The sequence below is a fragment of the Tardiphaga sp. 20_F10_N6_6 genome (genome assembly GCF_052076045.1).
GTDB lineage: Bacteria > Pseudomonadota > Alphaproteobacteria > Rhizobiales > Xanthobacteraceae > Tardiphaga > Tardiphaga robiniae.
The window spans coordinates 6,136,691-6,152,595 of record NZ_CP197239.1 but is presented as its reverse complement, the minus strand read 5'-3'; the positions used below and the strand labels follow the sequence as shown (position 1 = coordinate 6,152,595).

Sequence of the window (15,905 nt, the reverse complement as noted above, 5' to 3'; positions counted from 1 at the left end):
ACATTGCTTGCGGCTGCGCCCGTCGTGAGCATAATCTAGGCAAAAGAACAGAATTCTGGGTTGGCACGTTTTTCGGCTGCCTGTCGCGGCCGAGTGGAGGAGAAGTTAATGAAGCAGTCTCTCAAATTGGCCGGTTTGGCCGCCCTGATGATGAGCGTTTCGGCCATCCCGGCCATGGCTCAGGAAAAGATCAAGGTCGGCGTGATCGTGTCGCTGTCGGGTGCCGGTGCCGTGCTCGGACAGCAGGCCCGCGACGGCTTCAACCTCGCTGTCAAGGATCTCGGCGGGAAGATGGGCGGCAAGGACGTCGAAGTCATCGTTGTTGATGACGAACTCAAGCCGGACGTCGCCGTCACCAAGGTCAAGGGTCTGCTGGAGCGCGACAAGGTCGACTTCGTGGTCGGTCCGATCTTCTCCAACATCCTGGGCGCGATCCATAAGCCGGTGACCGAGAACAAGACCTTCCTGATCTCTCCGAATGCCGGCCCGTCGAGCTACGCGGGCAAGGAGTGCAATCCGTACTTCTATGTGACGTCGTATCAGAACGACCAGATCCACCAGATCCTCGGTAATGTCGCCCAGAAGCGCGGCTACAAGAAGATCTATCTGATGACCCCGAACTATCAGGCCGGCAAGGATTTCGTCGCCGGCGTGAAGATGGACTTCAAGGGCGAGATCCTTGAGGAATCCTTCATCCCGCTCGGCACACTCGACTTCCAGGCCGAACTCTCCAAGATCGCTTCGATGAAGCCTGATGCCGTGCTCACCTTCATGCCGGGCGGCATGGGCGTGAACCTCGTCAAGCAGTACAAGCAGGCCGGCCTGCTCGACCGCATTCCGTTCCTGTCGACCTTCACCGTCGATGAATCGACGCTGCCGGCTCAGCAGGACGCGGCGATCGGCATGTTCGGTGGCTCGAACTGGGCACCGACCCTCGACACTCCGCAGAACAAGAAGTTCGTGGCAGAATACGAGAAAGCTTATAACAGCGTGCCGGCGACCTACGCCTTCCAGTCCTACGACGCGGCCATGCTGATCAACAGCGCCGTCGTTGCCGTGAAGGGCGACCTCTCGGACAAGGCCAAGGTGGCTGCAGCCATGAAGAAGGCCGACTTCCCGTCGATCCGCGGCGGCTTCAAGTTCAGCAACAACGGTTACCCCGTTCAGGACTTCTTCCTGACCAAGGTTGCCAAGCGCGCTGACGGCAAGTTCCAGACCGAGATCGTCGAGAAGGTGTTCTCGAACTACAGCGATCGCTACGCCAAGGACTGCGCTGCGCAGTAATCGCCCTGGCGATCACTCATCACCGGGCCGTTGCCGCGAAGGCGGGACGGCCCGGTGCTTTATCGGCCCGTGTTTATCTCAGTATAGAAACCAAGTTATCTGATGACCCTCACGCTTGCCCTCGTCCAGATCCTGAACGGCTTGCAGTTCGGATTGATCCTGTTCCTGATCGCCGCCGGCCTCACGCTGGTGTTTGGCGTCATGGACTTCATCAATCTTGCACATGGCGTGCAATACATGGTCGGCGCCTATCTTGTCGCCGCCTTCACCGCCATGACCGGAAGTTTCGTCGCCGGCCTCGCACTGGCGCTACCAGCAGCCCTGATTTTCGGGCTCCTGCTGGAGGTCCTGATCTTTCGACATTTATATGATCGCGACCATCTCGATCAGGTGCTCGCGACCTTTGGCGTCATCATCTTCCTCAATCAGGCCGTCAAATACATCTGGGGCGCTGCGCCGCTAAATGTTGCAATTCCTGACGCGCTGTCGGGCGCGGTCGAGATCACGGACGGCATGCTCTATCCGGTCTGGCGTCTCGTCATCATCGCCGTCGGTCTTGCTGTCGGCCTCGCGCTCTATCTCGTCGTCAACAAGACCAAGCTTGGCATGCTCGTGCGTGCCGGCGCCAGCAACGCTGCCATGGTCTCCGCGCTGGGCGTCAACATCCGCCTGCTGTTCACCATCGTGTTCGGCGTCGGCGCCATGCTCGCGGGCTTCGCCGGCGCCATGGTTGCACCGATCCTCTCGGTAGAGCCCGGCATGGGCGACAATGTGCTCATTCTTGCTTTCGTGGTGATCGTCATCGGCGGCATCGGCTCGATCCGCGGTGCCTTCATCGCGGCGCTGCTGATAGGTCTCGTCGATACGCTCGGACGTTTCTTCGCGCCCACGCTGCTCAAGCTGCTGCTCGATCCCTCGGCGGCCAGCCAGACCGGCCGCGCCATTGCGCCGATGCTGATCTATATCCTGATGGCTGCGGTGCTGTTCTTCCGGCCATCCGGCCTGTTCCCGTCCAAGCAGTAACGGGAGCAGACCATGAACAATCTCGTCGACCTCGACACCCCCGCTTCGCCTGCCCTCGCAACGCCGCTGCGTACTAGCCGCGCCTATGTGCTGCCGCTGATCGTTTTCGCGATCTTCGCCCTGGTGCCGCTCTCGGTGCTGTGGGGATCGCAGAGCTTCATCCTGGCGTTGGTCACGCGCATCATGATCCTGGCGCTCGCCGCCATGTCGCTCGATCTGCTGATCGGCTACGGCGCGATGATCTCGTTCGGCCATGCCGCCTATGTCGGTCTCGGCGCCTACAGCGTCGCGATCCTTTCCAGCCACGGCATCACCGACGGCTTCATCCAGCTTGCGGTGGCGCTTGGTGTCTCGCTCATCTTCGCTCTCTTCACAGGCGCGATCTCGCTGCGGACCAAGGGCGTCTATTTCATCATGATCACGCTGGCTTTCGGCCAGATGCTGTTCTTCCTCGGCACTTCGCTGGCTGCCTATGGCGGTGACGACGGGCTAACACTGGCCTCGCGCAGCATGTTCTTCGGCTCGAAGTTCCTGAAGAACGATGTGGCGATGTATTACGTCGCCTTCGGCGTGCTGCTCGGCGCTTATCTGCTGCTCCGCGCCATCGTCGCGTCACGCTTCGGTCGGGTGCTACGCGGCATTCGCGAGAATCCCGTGCGCATGGAGGCGATCGGCTTTGCGCCGTATCGCTATCAGCTCACGGCCTATGTCATTGCCGGCATGATTGCTGGCGTGTCGGGCTTTTTGCTGGCCAACCAGACCGAGTTCGTCAGCCCGGCCTATACGGCCTGGCAGCGCTCTGGCGACTTGATCTTCGTACTCGTGCTCGGCGGTCTCGGCTCACTGCATGGCGCGATCATCGGCGCAGCCGTGTTCAGCCTGCTCGCAGATATCCTGTCGCATTACACGGAGAACTGGGCACTGATCTTCGGACCCATCCTCATTCTCGTCGTGCTCTATGCCCGCGGCGGCATCACCGGACTGTTCGGGAGCAAGTCATGAGCAGCGCTCCGCTTCAGCTGCAGAACATCTGCAAGAACTACGGCGCCCTGCGCGTCACCGACGATGTGTCGCTGAACATCGAAGCCGGCGAGTTGCACGCCATCATCGGCCCCAACGGTGCCGGCAAGACCACGCTGATCCACCAGATCTCCGGTCATGCACAATCAGACTCCGGCCGTATCATCTTCGATGGACAGGACGTTTCGCGTTTGCCGATGGCGGAGCGCGCGCGGATGGGCCTGGTGCGCTCGTTCCAGATCACCTCGATCCTGCCACGCTTCTCGGCGCTAGAGAATGTCGCCATCGCCGTGCAGGCGCGCAGCGGCTCGAGCTTCAGTTTCTTCGGCAATGCATCCAAGGAGCCGGCGCTGAACGACACCGCCATGACCCTGCTGTCGCGCTTCGGCCTCGCCGCTCGCGCAGGCGTGCCGGCTGGGCAGATGTCGCATGGCGAGAAACGCCAGCTCGAAATCGCCATTGCGCTGGCTGCAAAGCCGAAGCTGCTGCTGCTCGACGAACCGCTCGCCGGCACCAGCCACGATGAATCGCAGCGACTGATCAACACGTTGCAGGAGCTGCGCAAGGAGCTTCCCATCGTGCTGATCGAACACGATATGGACGCCGTCTTCGCGCTGGCTGACCGGGTCTCGGTCCTGGTTTATGGCCGCATCATCGCGTCCGGTTCACCGCAGAGCATTCGCGACAATGCGGAAGTCCGCGCTGCCTATCTCGGCGAGGAGGCCGCCTGATGCTCTCAGTCTCAAATCTTCAGGCTGCTTACGGCGCGGCCAAGGTGCTGTTCGATATCTCGCTCACCATCAATGCCGGTGAAGTCGTTACCCTGCTCGGCCGCAACGGCATGGGCAAGACCACCACCATCAACGCCATCATGGGCCTGATTCATCCAACCGGTGGCACCGTCACCTTCGACGACAAGCCGATGGCCGGCTTGCCGTCCTATCGTATCGCCCAGGCCGGCATCGGTCTCGTGCCCGAGGGCCGCCAGATCTTCCCGACGCTCACCGTGGAAGAAAACCTGGTTGCCACCGCCGCCGTGCGGCATCCGCCGGCGCGCTGGACGCTGGACAAGATCTACGAGCTCTTTCCACGCCTCAAGGAGCGCCGCAGCAATCTCGGCACGCAATTGTCGGGCGGCGAGCAGCAGATGCTAGCGGTCGGGCGCGCGCTGATGACCAATCCGAAGCTGCTCATTCTCGATGAAGCCACCGAAGGCCTCGCCCCGCTCATCCGCCTTGAGATCTGGAATTGCCTGAAGAAGCTCAAGGCCGAGCGTCAGTCCATTCTGGTCATCGACAAGAATGTCGATGCGCTCGCCGGCTTCGCCGATCGTCATGTAGTGATCGAAAAGGGCCGCGTCGTGTGGACCGGCACATCCGAGCAACTGAAGAGCGACTCCACCGTAAAGGACCGTTTCCTCCACGTTTGATCAACTGTTTTCGAGTACCACCCGACGCGTCGTAATGCGTGACCCAAGGAAGGACCAACCATGAAAACCGAGATCGCCGGCATCACCCGCGCCAATGAAGGCATGCAGGGCATCACCTGGAACATCCTCGGCCAGACATATGTGCCCAAGAACTGCACCGAGGATTCGTTCTCGTGGCACGCCACCTTCCCGCCCGGCACCTTCGTGCCGCCGCACATCCATCCCGACCAGGATGAGTATCTCTACATCCTCGAAGGCAAGCTCGACTTCTTCCTCGGCGGCTCCGAAACTTCGGCCACGCCGGGCGATCTGGTGCGGCTGCAGCGCGGCATTCCGCACGGCATCTTCAACAAGTCCGATCAGAACGCCAAAGTGCTGTTCTGGGTTTCGCCGAGCCGCCGGCTCTATGACCTGTTCTGGGCGATCCACAACATGAAAGAACAGAAGCCCGAGGACGTGGTGGCGCTCGCCGCCGAATACAACATCCACTTCCTGCCGCCGCCTCCCGGCGCGTAAGGCGCGGCGCTTTTAGCTTCAGACACCAACGCAAAATGGCCGGGCAAAGCCCGGCCATTTTCGTATCAACTTGATCGCGCGTGTAGCGGTTGGATCAGCCGTTCACCACCGCTAGCCCGGGCTGCGCAGCAAAGCCAGCCTTGTGCGCATAGCCCTTCACAATCGCTTCACGCTGCGCGTAGCTCAGAACGTTCTCGACATTGTCGAAGCCATCCGGCGCGATCTGCTCGACAGCATCGATCACGCCTTCCGGACCGCCGCGGCGGTTGGAGCGCACGATCTCCGCGGTCATCGGCAGGCGCTTGCGCTCATAGGCCATCAGCGCCTGGCGCGGATGTTCGGCATGGGCCAGCGAGTCGGCCAGCGCGCGCGCATCGAGGATCGCCTGCGAGGCGCCGTTGGAGCCGACCGGATACATCGGGTGTGCGGCGTCGCCGAGCAGGGTGACGCGGCCACCCGACCAGTATGGCAGCGGATCGCGGTCGCAGCAGGGATATTCCCAGAACTCAGGCGTCGCCGTGATCAGCGCCGGCACGTCGATATGCGGCACATTGAAACGCGCCACATGCGGCATCAATTCGTCGCGCTTGCCGGGACGTGACCAGTCCTCGCGGCGCGGCGGCAGCGTGCCCCCCTCGCCGGTCTTCACCAGCACGGCCCAATTGGTCAGCCGGTTGCCCGGCGTCTCACCTTCGGCAATCGGATAGACCACGACCTTGGCGTGGAGACCGCCGGCGACGATCATCGAGTTGCCGCTGAGGAAAGCCGGCCAGTCGCGCGCACCGCGCCACAGCATCAGGCCATTCCAGACCGGATGTCCTTCATTCGGGAACAGCGTGCTCCGAACCTTGGAGTGGATACCGTCAGCGCCAATCAGGATATCGCCGCGCGCGGTTTCGACATGGTTGTTATTGCGATCGAAGAAATAAGCGGTGACACCACCTTCGTCTTGCGTGAAGTGGCCCAGGCGACGACCGGTGTGAATCGCCTCGGCGCCAAGGCGCTCTTCCACCGCACGATGGATCACACTCTGCAGGCGGCCGCGATGGATCGAGAATTGCGGCACGTCATGGCCGGCGCCGAAGCCGCGCTTCTCGCGCCAGACTTCCTGCCCGTGACGGTTGAGATAATGCAGCTCATCGGTGCGGATCGCCACCGCATCGAGGCGATCGAGCAGACCGAGACCAGCGAGTTCGCGGATCGCGTGTGGCAGCGTGTTGATGCCAACGCCGAGTTCGCGGATTGAGTCAGCCTGTTCGTAGAGTTCGCAATTGATGCCCCGCGCCCGCAGCATCAAGGCGGTGGTCAGACCGCCAACGCCGCCGCCCACGATGATTGCTTTCATCAGCTCAACTCCACTCGATACAATGCCGTAGGATAGGTAGAGCCCTTGCGAAACCCATCAACGATACGCGCCGCAGTCATGGGTTTCGCTTCGCTCTACCCACCCTACGTTTGTGATCAATAAACTCGCATGCCCAGTCATTCAGCCGCAAGTGGCTTGGCGGCCTCCGCCCGCATCTCGGCGCGGGTCTTCGGCTTAGCCTTAATTTTCAGGTCTTCGAAATCCTGCTTGTCCCTGACGCTGTTGCGGAAAATCTGATCCTTGCCGGGCATATATTGTGGCGGGCAATAGGCATCCTTTGCACCATACCAGGCGGCCGCCTTGATGGTGAAGGACGGGTCGGTCAGGTGCGGACGACCAAGCGCGACGAGGTCCGCACGGCCGGCGGCCAGGATCGTATTGACCTGATCGGCGGACGTGATGTTGCCGACGCACATAGTGGCAACGCGGGCCTCGTTGCGGACTTGATCCGAGAACGGCGTCTGGAACATGCGGCCGTAGATCGGACGCGACTCCTTGACGGTTTGGCCTGTCGAGATATCGGCGAGATCGACACCGGCTTCGGCGAAGGCGCGGGCGATCTGCACCGCATCGTCACCGGTGTTGCCACCTTCGGCCCAGTCGGTCGCCGAGAAACGTACCGACATCGGCTTGTGTGCCGGCCACGCTTGACGCATCGCCGTGAACACTTCGAGCGGGAAGCGCAGACGGTTCTCCAGGGAGCCACCATATTCATCGGTGCGCTTGTTGGTGAGCGGCGACAGGAAACTCGCCAGCAGATAGCCGTGCGCCGTATGCATCTCAAGCATGTCGAAGCCACAGCGCTCACCGCGGATCGTGGCGGCCACGAACTCCGCCTTGACGCGGTCCATACCGGTGCGATCGATTTCCGCGGGCACCTGACTATCCGGATAGTAAGCCAGCGGCGACGCCGAGACGATGTCCCACGCGCCATCGGCGAGCGGACGGTCCATGCCGTCCCACATCAGCTTGGTCGCGCCCTTGCGGCCGGCATGGCCGAGCTGCAGACAGATCTTCGCAGCCGACGTGCTGTGCACAAAATCGACGATGCGCTTCCACTGCGCTTCCTGCTCGTCGGTCCAGAGACCTGCGCAGCCGGGCGTGATGCGCGCGTCGCGGCCGACGCAGACCATTTCGGTGAAGACGAGACCTGCGCCGCCAATGGCACGCGAGCCGTAATGCACCAGATGGAAATCGTTCGGCACGCCCTCTTCCGCCGAATACATACACATCGGCGACACTACGGCGCGATTGGCAAGCACCATATCCCGCATCTTGAACGGCTGGAACATCGGCACTTCCGGCTTATCAATATCGACGTCGAAGCCCTGCGCGCGCACCTTCTGCGCAAACGACTTGTCGACTTCCTTGACGAAGTCCGGCGCGCGCAGCGTCAGGTTATCGTAGGTAATCGCCTTGGCACGGGTCATGACGCCAAAGGCGAACTGCACGGGGTCGAAATCCCAAAAGCGATCCACGTGCTCGAACCAGACCAGCGACACATCCGCTGAATGCTGGATCTTCTCGACCTCCTCGCGGCGACCGTGTTCGTAATCGTGCAACCCGGCCTCGACAGTGGGCGCCTTCGCCATCGCATCATGCAGCGCGATGGCATCTTCCATGGCGAGCTTGGTGCCCGAACCGATGGAAAAATGCGCGGTCGCCTTGGCGTCGCCAAGCAGCACCATATTGTCCTTGACCCAGCGCTTGTTGCGGATCATCGGAAAGTTGCGCCACATCGAACGGTTGATCAGCAGCTTGTGGTCGCCGAGGAAGCCCTTGAAGATATCGTGCATGCGATCAGCAGATTCCTGCTCGCCGAGGCCTTCGAGGCCGGCGCGCCTGAAGGTCTCCGGATCGGTCTCGAAGATCCAGGTCGAGCGGCCCGCCTCATATTGATAGGCGTGGGCGATGAACGGACCCCACTCGGTTTCCTGGAACAGGAAGGTGAAGGCATCGAGCGGCTTGGTGGAGCCCATCCAGGTGAACTTGTTCGAACGCAAATCCACTTCGGGCGCGAAGTGCTCGATATACTTGTTACGGAAGTGGCTGTTGATGCCATCAGCCAGCACGATCAGATCGGCATCGGCGAAACGCGCTTCGTCGGTGATATCGACTTCGAACAGCAGATGGACGCCGAGTTCGCGGGCACGATCTTGCAGGATCATCAGCAGCGTACGGCGCGAACAGCCGCAGAAGCCGTTGCCGCCGACGCGGTGGACAGTGCCGCGGAAGTGCACGGCGATATCATCCCAGTACGCGAATTCCTGGGTGATGCGCTGATAGCTCGGAAGATCATATTTCTCGAAATTGTCGAGGGTGGCGTCGGAGAACACCACACCGAAACCGAAGGTGTCGTCAGGGCGGTTGCGCTCATAGACCGTGATCTCTGCCTGCGGCCGCTGCTTCTTCAGCAGGATCGCAGAATAGAGGCCCGCCGGCCCGCCACCGATAATCGCGATCTTCATGACAGCCTCCGCAGTCGTGCCTGGATGGAGATATTTTAAACCTAAAACAATTCCTGGCAAGCCTGACAAACCGGCAATTCGCCAGCTTTGATGCACATCAAATTATCATCGTGACCAGCGCGCTCATGGTCGATCCCGCATATTGAGGGTCTCAATTACCCTCGAACTTCGGCTTCTGCTTGTTCGCGAAGGCATGGAACGCCCGGGCAAAATCCTCGGTGGTCATGCACAGCGCCTGCGCCACCGCCTCAGCCTCGATCGCCTCTTCTACCGACATCGCCCACTCCATCGACAGCATCCGTTTGGTCATGGTGTTGGCATAGGTCGGGCCTTCGGAAATCTGCCTGGCCAGTGTCTGCGCCTGGCTCAGCACCTCTGCAGGCGCGACGATGCGGCTGAAGAAGCCCCAGCGCTCGCCCTCCTCGGCTGTCATGAAGCGGCCGGTATAGAGCAGCTCCGACGCACGGGACTGGCCGATGATACGCGGCAGGATCGCGCAAGCGCCCATGTCGCAGCCGGCCAGCCCCACTTTGTTGAACAGGAACCCGACCTTGGTGCCGGTCGCAGCCAGACGCATGTCGGAGGCCATCGCCATGATGGCGCCGGCGCCGGCGCAGATGCCTTCCACTGCGGCCACGATCGGCTGCGGAGCGGCCCGCATCGCCTTGACCAGATCGCCAGTCATGCGCGTGAAGGCGGTGAGATCTTTGGTGTTCATCTCAATCAACGGGCCGATGATCTCGAACACGTCGCCGCCCGACGAGAAATTACCGCCGGCGCCGGTGACGACCACGACTTTGAGGTCGTCATCCATTGCGCAGGCGCGGAAGAAATCCGTCAGCTCACGGTAGCTCTGGAAGGTCAGCGGGTTTTTACGCTCGGGCCGGTTCAGCGTCACCGTCGCGATGCCATCGGCCACCGCCAGCAGGAAATGCTCAGGCTTGAACTCGGCCAGCGGCAGCGTGACGGGATTGGCGACCTTGTTCTTGACCATGACTGACATATTGGCTCCCAGTAATTTGTTCGGTTCTTGTTGTTACGGTTCGATCAGACTTCGCCGCCGGCGACGGCGATGCTCTGGCCGGTGATGGAACTGGCGCCGGCGCCGCACAACCACAGGACCGCATCGGCGACTTCCCCAGGCGTCACCAGACGGCCCTGCGGATTGTGCTTCGCCAATTCGGCAACAGCTTGTTCCCGCGTACGGCCGGTCTTGCTCATGATGTTGTCGATGCTGCCTTCGAGCAGATCGGTTTCGGTGAAACCGGGGCAAACCGCATTCACGGTGACGCCGCTCTTGGCCACTTCCGGCGCCACCGAGCGCACCAGACCGATGACGGCGTGCTTCGCAGCGCTGTAGGCGCTCACATAACCATAGCCCTTGAGGCCAGCCGTCGAAGCCACCGCAACGATGCGGCCGCTCTTGCGCTTGACCATATCCGGCAGCACAGCCTGCGTCGCATAAACGACGCCCATGAAATTAACATCCATCATGCGCTGGAACAGTGCCGCATCCGATTTCACGAATGGCGCAGACTCCGCAGCACCCGCATTCGCCACCAGAATATCGATCGGCTGGCGTTTCGCGGCATCCGCAATCGCGGCATTCAGCGCGGCTTGATCGGACACGTCGGCGGCCATCGCATGGTGCGCGTCACCAGCGGCAACGACCTCGTTCAGCACTGCAAGATTGCGACCCAGGATGGTGACGGTCGCGCCGGCCTGCACCAACGATGCTGCAATGGCGCGGCCGATGCCGCGGCCGCCGCCGGTCACCAGAGCGTGGGAGGAGCGAGACAATCCGGACATGCGTCACCTTCCGCAGGCTCTCCATGAGCCTGCCTCGATATTATTTTAGACTTCAAGCTTTTGCAAGAAACAGGCAGGCCATGCTGCTAGCGGCTGCGGCGGAGCGTATCCGACGGGCTCTCGCCATAACGGGCACGGTAGAAGCTGGCCATCCGGCTCGGATGGGTAAAGCCGAGATCGAAGGCCATATCGATGACGCGCTCGCCCGGCGCAGCCCGCAGCAACCTCGCATTCAAATGCGTCAGCCGGATATCGAGCAGCGCATCGGAGATCGACATGCCGAAATGCTTCTGGAAGCCGAGCTGCAGCGAACGTATCCCGATGCCAGCTGCGCGCGAGAGCCGATCGAGATCGAGCGGCTCAGTGGCATGAGCCTCAAGATAGTCCCGTGCCTTTCTCAGCACTGACGGCAGCGGGCCAAGGCGCGCAAGGGTGCGGTCGATGGTATCGGTGAGCGTATGTTGCTGACCGGTCAGCAACAGTCCAATCACGGAGTCACGCAGGGTCGCCGCCATCATCGGCGAGATCTGCTGCCCGGGTCCGCGATGCTCCGCGAGATCGACCAGGTATTCGATCTGGGACCGGATCGCTAGACCGAACGGCGTATTGAGATCGACCTGCGGATCGAATTCAATGACCGCTCCGGATCTCTCCGCCAGCGCCGCCGCGCGCTCCTCGACGAGCCGTCGTTCAACCAGCAGGATCAATTTTGCACAATCGTCCTGCCAGACCATTTTTGTCGGCATGGTCGGTGACAGCAAGGACGCGACACGCCCTGCAGATACCTCGATCTTCCGGCCTCCCGTATTGATCCGGGCCCCGCCATGCATCGGGATCTGCAGCAAGAAGAAGCGATCGAGACAGCCGGGATCGATCGCCACCGAGCCGCCATAGGAGACGTAGTTCACCGAGAAGCCATCGAACGCGGCACAGTTATGGAGCGCATGAAAATCCGGCCAGGAGCGCTGTAAGGGATCAAGCGCATGCGGGCAGAAGATGCGCCCGATCGAATCGGCAGCCTCGTCGATATCCCTGGTGAAGACGCGGGAGAACGCCGCAAGCCTTGCGGCGCGGGCCGGCTGGGCATTCCCTGATACGGCTGCGTCCAACACCATGGTCCGATCGCCTGCGTTATTTGAAGCCTAGACTATCCATGTCGCATCACGCCGCATAGTCGGCGCCGCGCCGCAAATATTGCCGTGCTGCACAACGAATGCGCAGGCCGGCGTCTTCCAAAGATGAGTGTGCAGCGCAGCGTGGCCGCGCGCCCTCGCCTGCGCCGGTAATTATTTCGTCGTTTGGATAGCGGATTCGTTCAACGGCTAGAGACAGGCCCCGAGGTCACGCAGCATCCTTGCAGACGTGAAACCCAAGGGAGCAGGACCATGGCGGCACTTGAAAAAGGCATTACCCAGAACGGCACCGGATATAACGGCACCACGTGGAATATCCTTGGACAGGTCTATTTCCCGAAGGCCGTGACCGACTCCACCTTTGCTTTCGAGACCAACAGCGATCCCGGCCAGTTCGTGCCGGTGCATATCCATCCGACCCAGGAAGAGTTCATCCTGGTTCAGGAGGGTATTCTCGACCTCAAGCTCGACGGCCAGTGGGTCCGCGCTCACGCCGGCGATCTGGTTCGCCTGCCTCGCGGCATTCCGCATGGCTATTTCAACAAATCGGACAAGCCCGCCCGCGCGCTGTTCTGGGTCTCGCCGACACAGAAGCTCGAAGCCCTGTTCAAGCAATTGCACAATATGAGCGATATCGAAGCCATCGTGCGGGTCTCCGCCGAGCATGAAGTGAACTTCCTGCCACCGGAAGCCAACGACTAGGCTCAACAGCCGAACGGCACTCAACACTCCACGCGAACGTTTCGCGCAGATGTCCGTCTGCGCGCGCGAACCCGCACGTCCGCGATCCAACGCCGCATTCAGACAGGAGACGAGCCATGGTCAAACAGAAGAGCGTTTGCGTCATCGGCGCCGGTATCGCCGGCCTTGCCGCCGCCAAATCCTTCACAGCATGCGGACACAAGGTCACGATGCTTGAACGCAGCGGCGACCTCGGCGGCGTCTGGGAGCCAGCCCGCTCTTATCCAGAGGTGCAGACCCAGAGTCCCAAGGAACTCTATCGCTTCACCGACAAGCCGATGCCGGCGAGCTATCCGGAATGGCCCAAGGGGCCGCAGGTCCATGCCTATCTCACAGATTATGCACGCGACTACAATCTGATCCCGCTGATGCGTTTCAACACGACCGTCGTGAGCATGAAACGCCGCGAAGATGGACTCCCCGGCTGGACGCTTGAGACACGCGATGCGGCTGGCAACACCGCGCCGGAAACATTCGATTTCGTGGCGGTCTGCACCGGGCAATTCAACGAGCGCAAGGAACTGCATCATCCCGGCGAAGACGCGTTCAAGGCCGCCGGCGGCGTGATCCTGCATTCGGCCGAGCACACGGATTCATCCATCGTCAAAGGCAAGAAGGTCATCGTGCTGGGCGGCTCGAAATCGGCCACCGATATCGCCGTGCATTCGGTCAATGCCGGCGCCAGCGCCGTTACCTTCGTCTATCGCGAGCCGGTCTGGCGCATTCCCTATTTCATCGGCGGCCTGATCAACTTCAAGCGCATCCTCTATATCCGCGCCCAGGAGGAGATGTTTCGGGGCTGGGGCCTGACTGCGCTCTCGCGACTCAATCACGCCATTGCCAAGCCATTCATCTGGGCCAACTGGCGCGGGCTGGAGGCCATGTTGAAGACCCAGCTCAAGCTCAAGAAATGCGACATGGTGCCGGAAGGCCGTATCGAGGACGGCATCAACTGCTCGGTACCGATCGCTACACCTAACTTCTTCCCGATGGTTGCCGACGGACGCATCAAGGCTATCCGCGGTACCTTCGATCACTACGACGGCAAGACCATTGTGATGTCATCAGGCCAGCGCGTCGAAGCTGACGTTGCCGTGCTGGCTATCGGCTTCACACTCGGCGTACCGTTCCTGCCGCAGCAATATCGCGACAAGCTCATCCAGGATGACGGGCAGTATCGGCTGTATCGCGTCATTGCCAATCCGGATCTGCCAGACATGGGATTTGTCGGCTTCAACTCCAGCTTCTGCTCGGTGCTGACGGCGGAAATGGCCGCCAACTGGCTGGTGCGCTATGCCGACGGCAAGCTGGCGAAACAGCCGACCGCCGCTCAGATGCATGCGGATATGGACAAGATGCTGCATTTCAAACGCGTCGAACGGCCCGCAGCCGGCGTTTATGGCGGACTATGCGTGGCGCCCTATCACTTCAAGCACTTCGACGAACTGCTCGACGACATGGGCGCCACCAGCAAACGGCGCAGCACGCTGGTGGAGAAATTCACGCCGCCAGATGCGGACGCCTATGCGCGGTTTCTTGCATCGGCGCCGAACTACAAGGCGGAGGCTGCGGCCACGTAGCTTCACCCTCCATTGTCGTCCCCGCGAAGGCGGGGACCCATAACCACGGTCAACGTGGTCCAAACGGCAGAGTTACCCCGACTGTGTTCCGACCAGATCTCCAGCGTGTATGGGTCCCCGCCTTCGCGGGGACGACACATGGATAGATTGGCGACTAACTACTACGCCCCCGTCTGGGCAGCCTTGATCAGCTCGCGACCGATGATGACCTTCTGGACTTCGGTTGCGCCTTCATAGATGCGCAGCGCGCGAATCTCGCGATAGAGCTCCTCGACCTTGACGCCCGACTGCACGCCCATGCCGCCGAAGATTTGAACCGCGCGGTCGATCACTGTCTGTGCCGCTTCGGTCGCGAACATCTTGGCCATGGCGGCTTCGCGTGTGATGCGCGCCGCGCCCTGATCCTTGGTCCAGGCCGAGCGATAGATCAGCAGTGCGGAGGCATCGATCGACGTGGCCATCTCCGCGAGGCCCGCTTGCGTCAGCTGAAGATCGCCCAGCGTATGGCCAAACATTTTCCGCGTGACCGAGCGATGCAGCGCTTCATCGAGCGCGCGTCGTGCGAGGCCGAGCGCGGCAGCACCGACGGTCGAGCGAAACACGTCGAGCGTCGCCATCGCGACCTTGAAGCCTTCGCCGTCCTTGCCGATACGGTTCGCCAGAGGCACGCGGCAATTCTCGAATTTCAGCGTGGCCAGTGGATGCGGCGCGATCACATCGATCCGCTCTGCAATCGTGAAGCCAGGCGTATCCGCGTCGACAACGAATGCGCTGATGCCGCGCGCGCCGGATTCGCCAGTACGCAGGAACACCACATACTGGTCGGCAATGCCGCCATTGGAGATCCAGGTCTTGAGGCCATTGATGCGGACATGATCCGGATCATCAGGCACCGCTGTCGTCGTCATCGCAGCGACATCCGAACCTGCATCGGGCTCTGACAATGCGAAAGCTGCAATGGCCTCACCGCTGGCGACGCGCGGCAGATAGCGCAATTTCAACGCTTCCGAACCGAACAGGCTGATCGGGCCGGTGCCGAGTCCCTGCATCGCAAATGCGAAGTCGGCGAGACCGCTCTCATAGGCCAGCGTTTCGCGGATCAGACACAGCGAGCGCACATCGAAAGTCGGATACAATCCACCGTGGCTCGCCGGCACCGCTGCGCGCAACCATCCGCCGTCGCCGAGCGCCTTCACCAGACGCTTGCAGGAGCCATCGACGTCATGGTGATCGACCAGACCGGGCAGCGTCGCCTTGGCCCAGCGCGACAGGCCCGTGGCCAGCTCGCGATGATGGTCCTCGAAAAACGGCCAGGACAAAAATGACTGATCGGACATGGCTTCCTCCCTCGATGCATCGGCAATCGACATTGTTTTAAACCTAAAGAAATTTCGGACAAGGGCGATGGCCGGACATCACAACATCGCCAACCGGAAGGCGCATAGTCCGTCACCGGAGAGCCGACCTCTAAAAACGACGTGCCTCCGGATGAGGCAATCCACAACCCTTTAAGTCTAAAACTATCGCTTTTCATAT

At 61.3% G+C, this 15,905-nt stretch carries 14 protein-coding genes; 8 read left to right on the top strand and 6 right to left on the bottom strand.

What is annotated here, in order from left to right; all coding sequences use genetic code 11:
• Nucleotides 1–108: 108 nt before the first annotated feature.
• From AB7813_RS29330 to AB7813_RS29305, 6 genes are all read left to right on the top strand, one after another.
• A complete protein-coding gene (locus AB7813_RS29330; RefSeq protein ID WP_439063297.1) occupies nt 109–1,284 on the top strand; it encodes an ABC transporter substrate-binding protein in 1,176 nt (391 codons plus the stop codon).
• Between the two features lie 102 nt (nt 1,285–1,386).
• Nucleotides 1,387–2,307 (top strand): branched-chain amino acid ABC transporter permease, encoded by a 921-nt coding sequence (locus tag AB7813_RS29325; protein WP_089267415.1) that lies wholly within the window; start codon nt 1,387–1,389, stop codon nt 2,305–2,307.
• A 12-nt stretch (nt 2,308–2,319) separates the two neighbouring features.
• Nucleotides 2,320–3,309 (top strand): branched-chain amino acid ABC transporter permease, encoded by a 990-nt coding sequence (locus AB7813_RS29320; RefSeq protein WP_184514561.1) that lies wholly within the window; start codon nt 2,320–2,322, stop codon nt 3,307–3,309.
• Nucleotides 3,306–4,058 (top strand): ABC transporter ATP-binding protein, encoded by a 753-nt coding sequence (locus AB7813_RS29315; RefSeq protein ID WP_439063296.1) that lies wholly within the window; start codon nt 3,306–3,308, stop codon nt 4,056–4,058. Before AB7813_RS29320 ends, AB7813_RS29315 begins: the two co-directional genes overlap by 4 nt.
• On the top strand, nt 4,058–4,756 hold the full coding sequence (locus AB7813_RS29310; protein ID WP_089267418.1) for an ABC transporter ATP-binding protein: 699 nt from the start codon (nt 4,058–4,060) through the stop codon (nt 4,754–4,756). The genes AB7813_RS29315 and AB7813_RS29310 overlap by 1 nt, the downstream gene beginning before the upstream one ends.
• A 60-nt stretch (nt 4,757–4,816) precedes the next feature.
• Entirely contained in the window at nt 4,817–5,272 is a 456-nt protein-coding gene (locus AB7813_RS29305; protein ID WP_089267419.1) for a cupin domain-containing protein, read from the top strand.
• A gap of 94 nt (nt 5,273–5,366) precedes the next feature.
• Here the strand turns inward: AB7813_RS29305 and AB7813_RS29300 are convergent, their stop codons facing one another.
• The 5 genes from AB7813_RS29300 to AB7813_RS29280 form a co-directional block, all read right to left on the bottom strand.
• Nucleotides 5,367–6,617 carry a flavin-dependent oxidoreductase gene (locus AB7813_RS29300; protein WP_439063295.1) on the bottom strand — a complete coding sequence of 417 codons (1,251 nt, stop codon included), beginning with the start codon at nt 6,615–6,617 and terminating at the stop codon, nt 5,367–5,369.
• Nucleotides 6,618–6,754: 137 nt separating this feature from the next.
• Complete coding sequence (locus tag AB7813_RS29295; protein WP_439063294.1) at nt 6,755–9,106, bottom strand: bifunctional salicylyl-CoA 5-hydroxylase/oxidoreductase; 2,352 nt, start codon at nt 9,104–9,106, stop codon at nt 6,755–6,757.
• Nucleotides 9,107–9,257: 151 nt separating this feature from the next.
• Nucleotides 9,258–10,100: an enoyl-CoA hydratase family protein gene (locus AB7813_RS29290; protein WP_439064592.1), complete on the bottom strand. Its 843-nt coding sequence runs from the start codon at nt 10,098–10,100 to the stop codon at nt 9,258–9,260.
• 53 nt (nt 10,101–10,153) lie between these two features.
• The gene (locus AB7813_RS29285; RefSeq protein WP_439082812.1) at nt 10,154–10,915 is read right to left on the bottom strand and encodes an SDR family NAD(P)-dependent oxidoreductase; all 762 of its coding nucleotides are present in this window, start codon (nt 10,913–10,915) and stop codon (nt 10,154–10,156) included.
• A gap of 86 nt (nt 10,916–11,001) precedes the next feature.
• Nucleotides 11,002–12,030 (bottom strand): AraC family transcriptional regulator, encoded by a 1,029-nt coding sequence (locus AB7813_RS29280; RefSeq protein WP_439082813.1) that lies wholly within the window; start codon nt 12,028–12,030, stop codon nt 11,002–11,004.
• A 270-nt stretch (nt 12,031–12,300) separates the two neighbouring features.
• On the opposite strand from AB7813_RS29280, the gene AB7813_RS29275 reads away from it, so the two are divergent.
• Nucleotides 12,301–12,750 carry a cupin domain-containing protein gene (locus AB7813_RS29275; RefSeq protein WP_175367248.1) on the top strand — a complete coding sequence of 150 codons (450 nt, stop codon included), beginning with the start codon at nt 12,301–12,303 and terminating at the stop codon, nt 12,748–12,750.
• Between the two features lie 116 nt (nt 12,751–12,866).
• Nucleotides 12,867–14,369, top strand: coding sequence for a flavin-containing monooxygenase (locus tag AB7813_RS29270; RefSeq protein ID WP_439089085.1), 1,503 nt, complete (start codon nt 12,867–12,869; stop codon nt 14,367–14,369).
• A 161-nt stretch (nt 14,370–14,530) separates the two neighbouring features.
• Here the strand turns inward: AB7813_RS29270 and AB7813_RS29265 are convergent, their stop codons facing one another.
• A complete protein-coding gene (locus AB7813_RS29265; RefSeq protein WP_439063290.1) occupies nt 14,531–15,706 on the bottom strand; it encodes an acyl-CoA dehydrogenase family protein in 1,176 nt (391 codons plus the stop codon).
• Between the last annotated feature and the right edge of the window lie 199 nt (nt 15,707–15,905).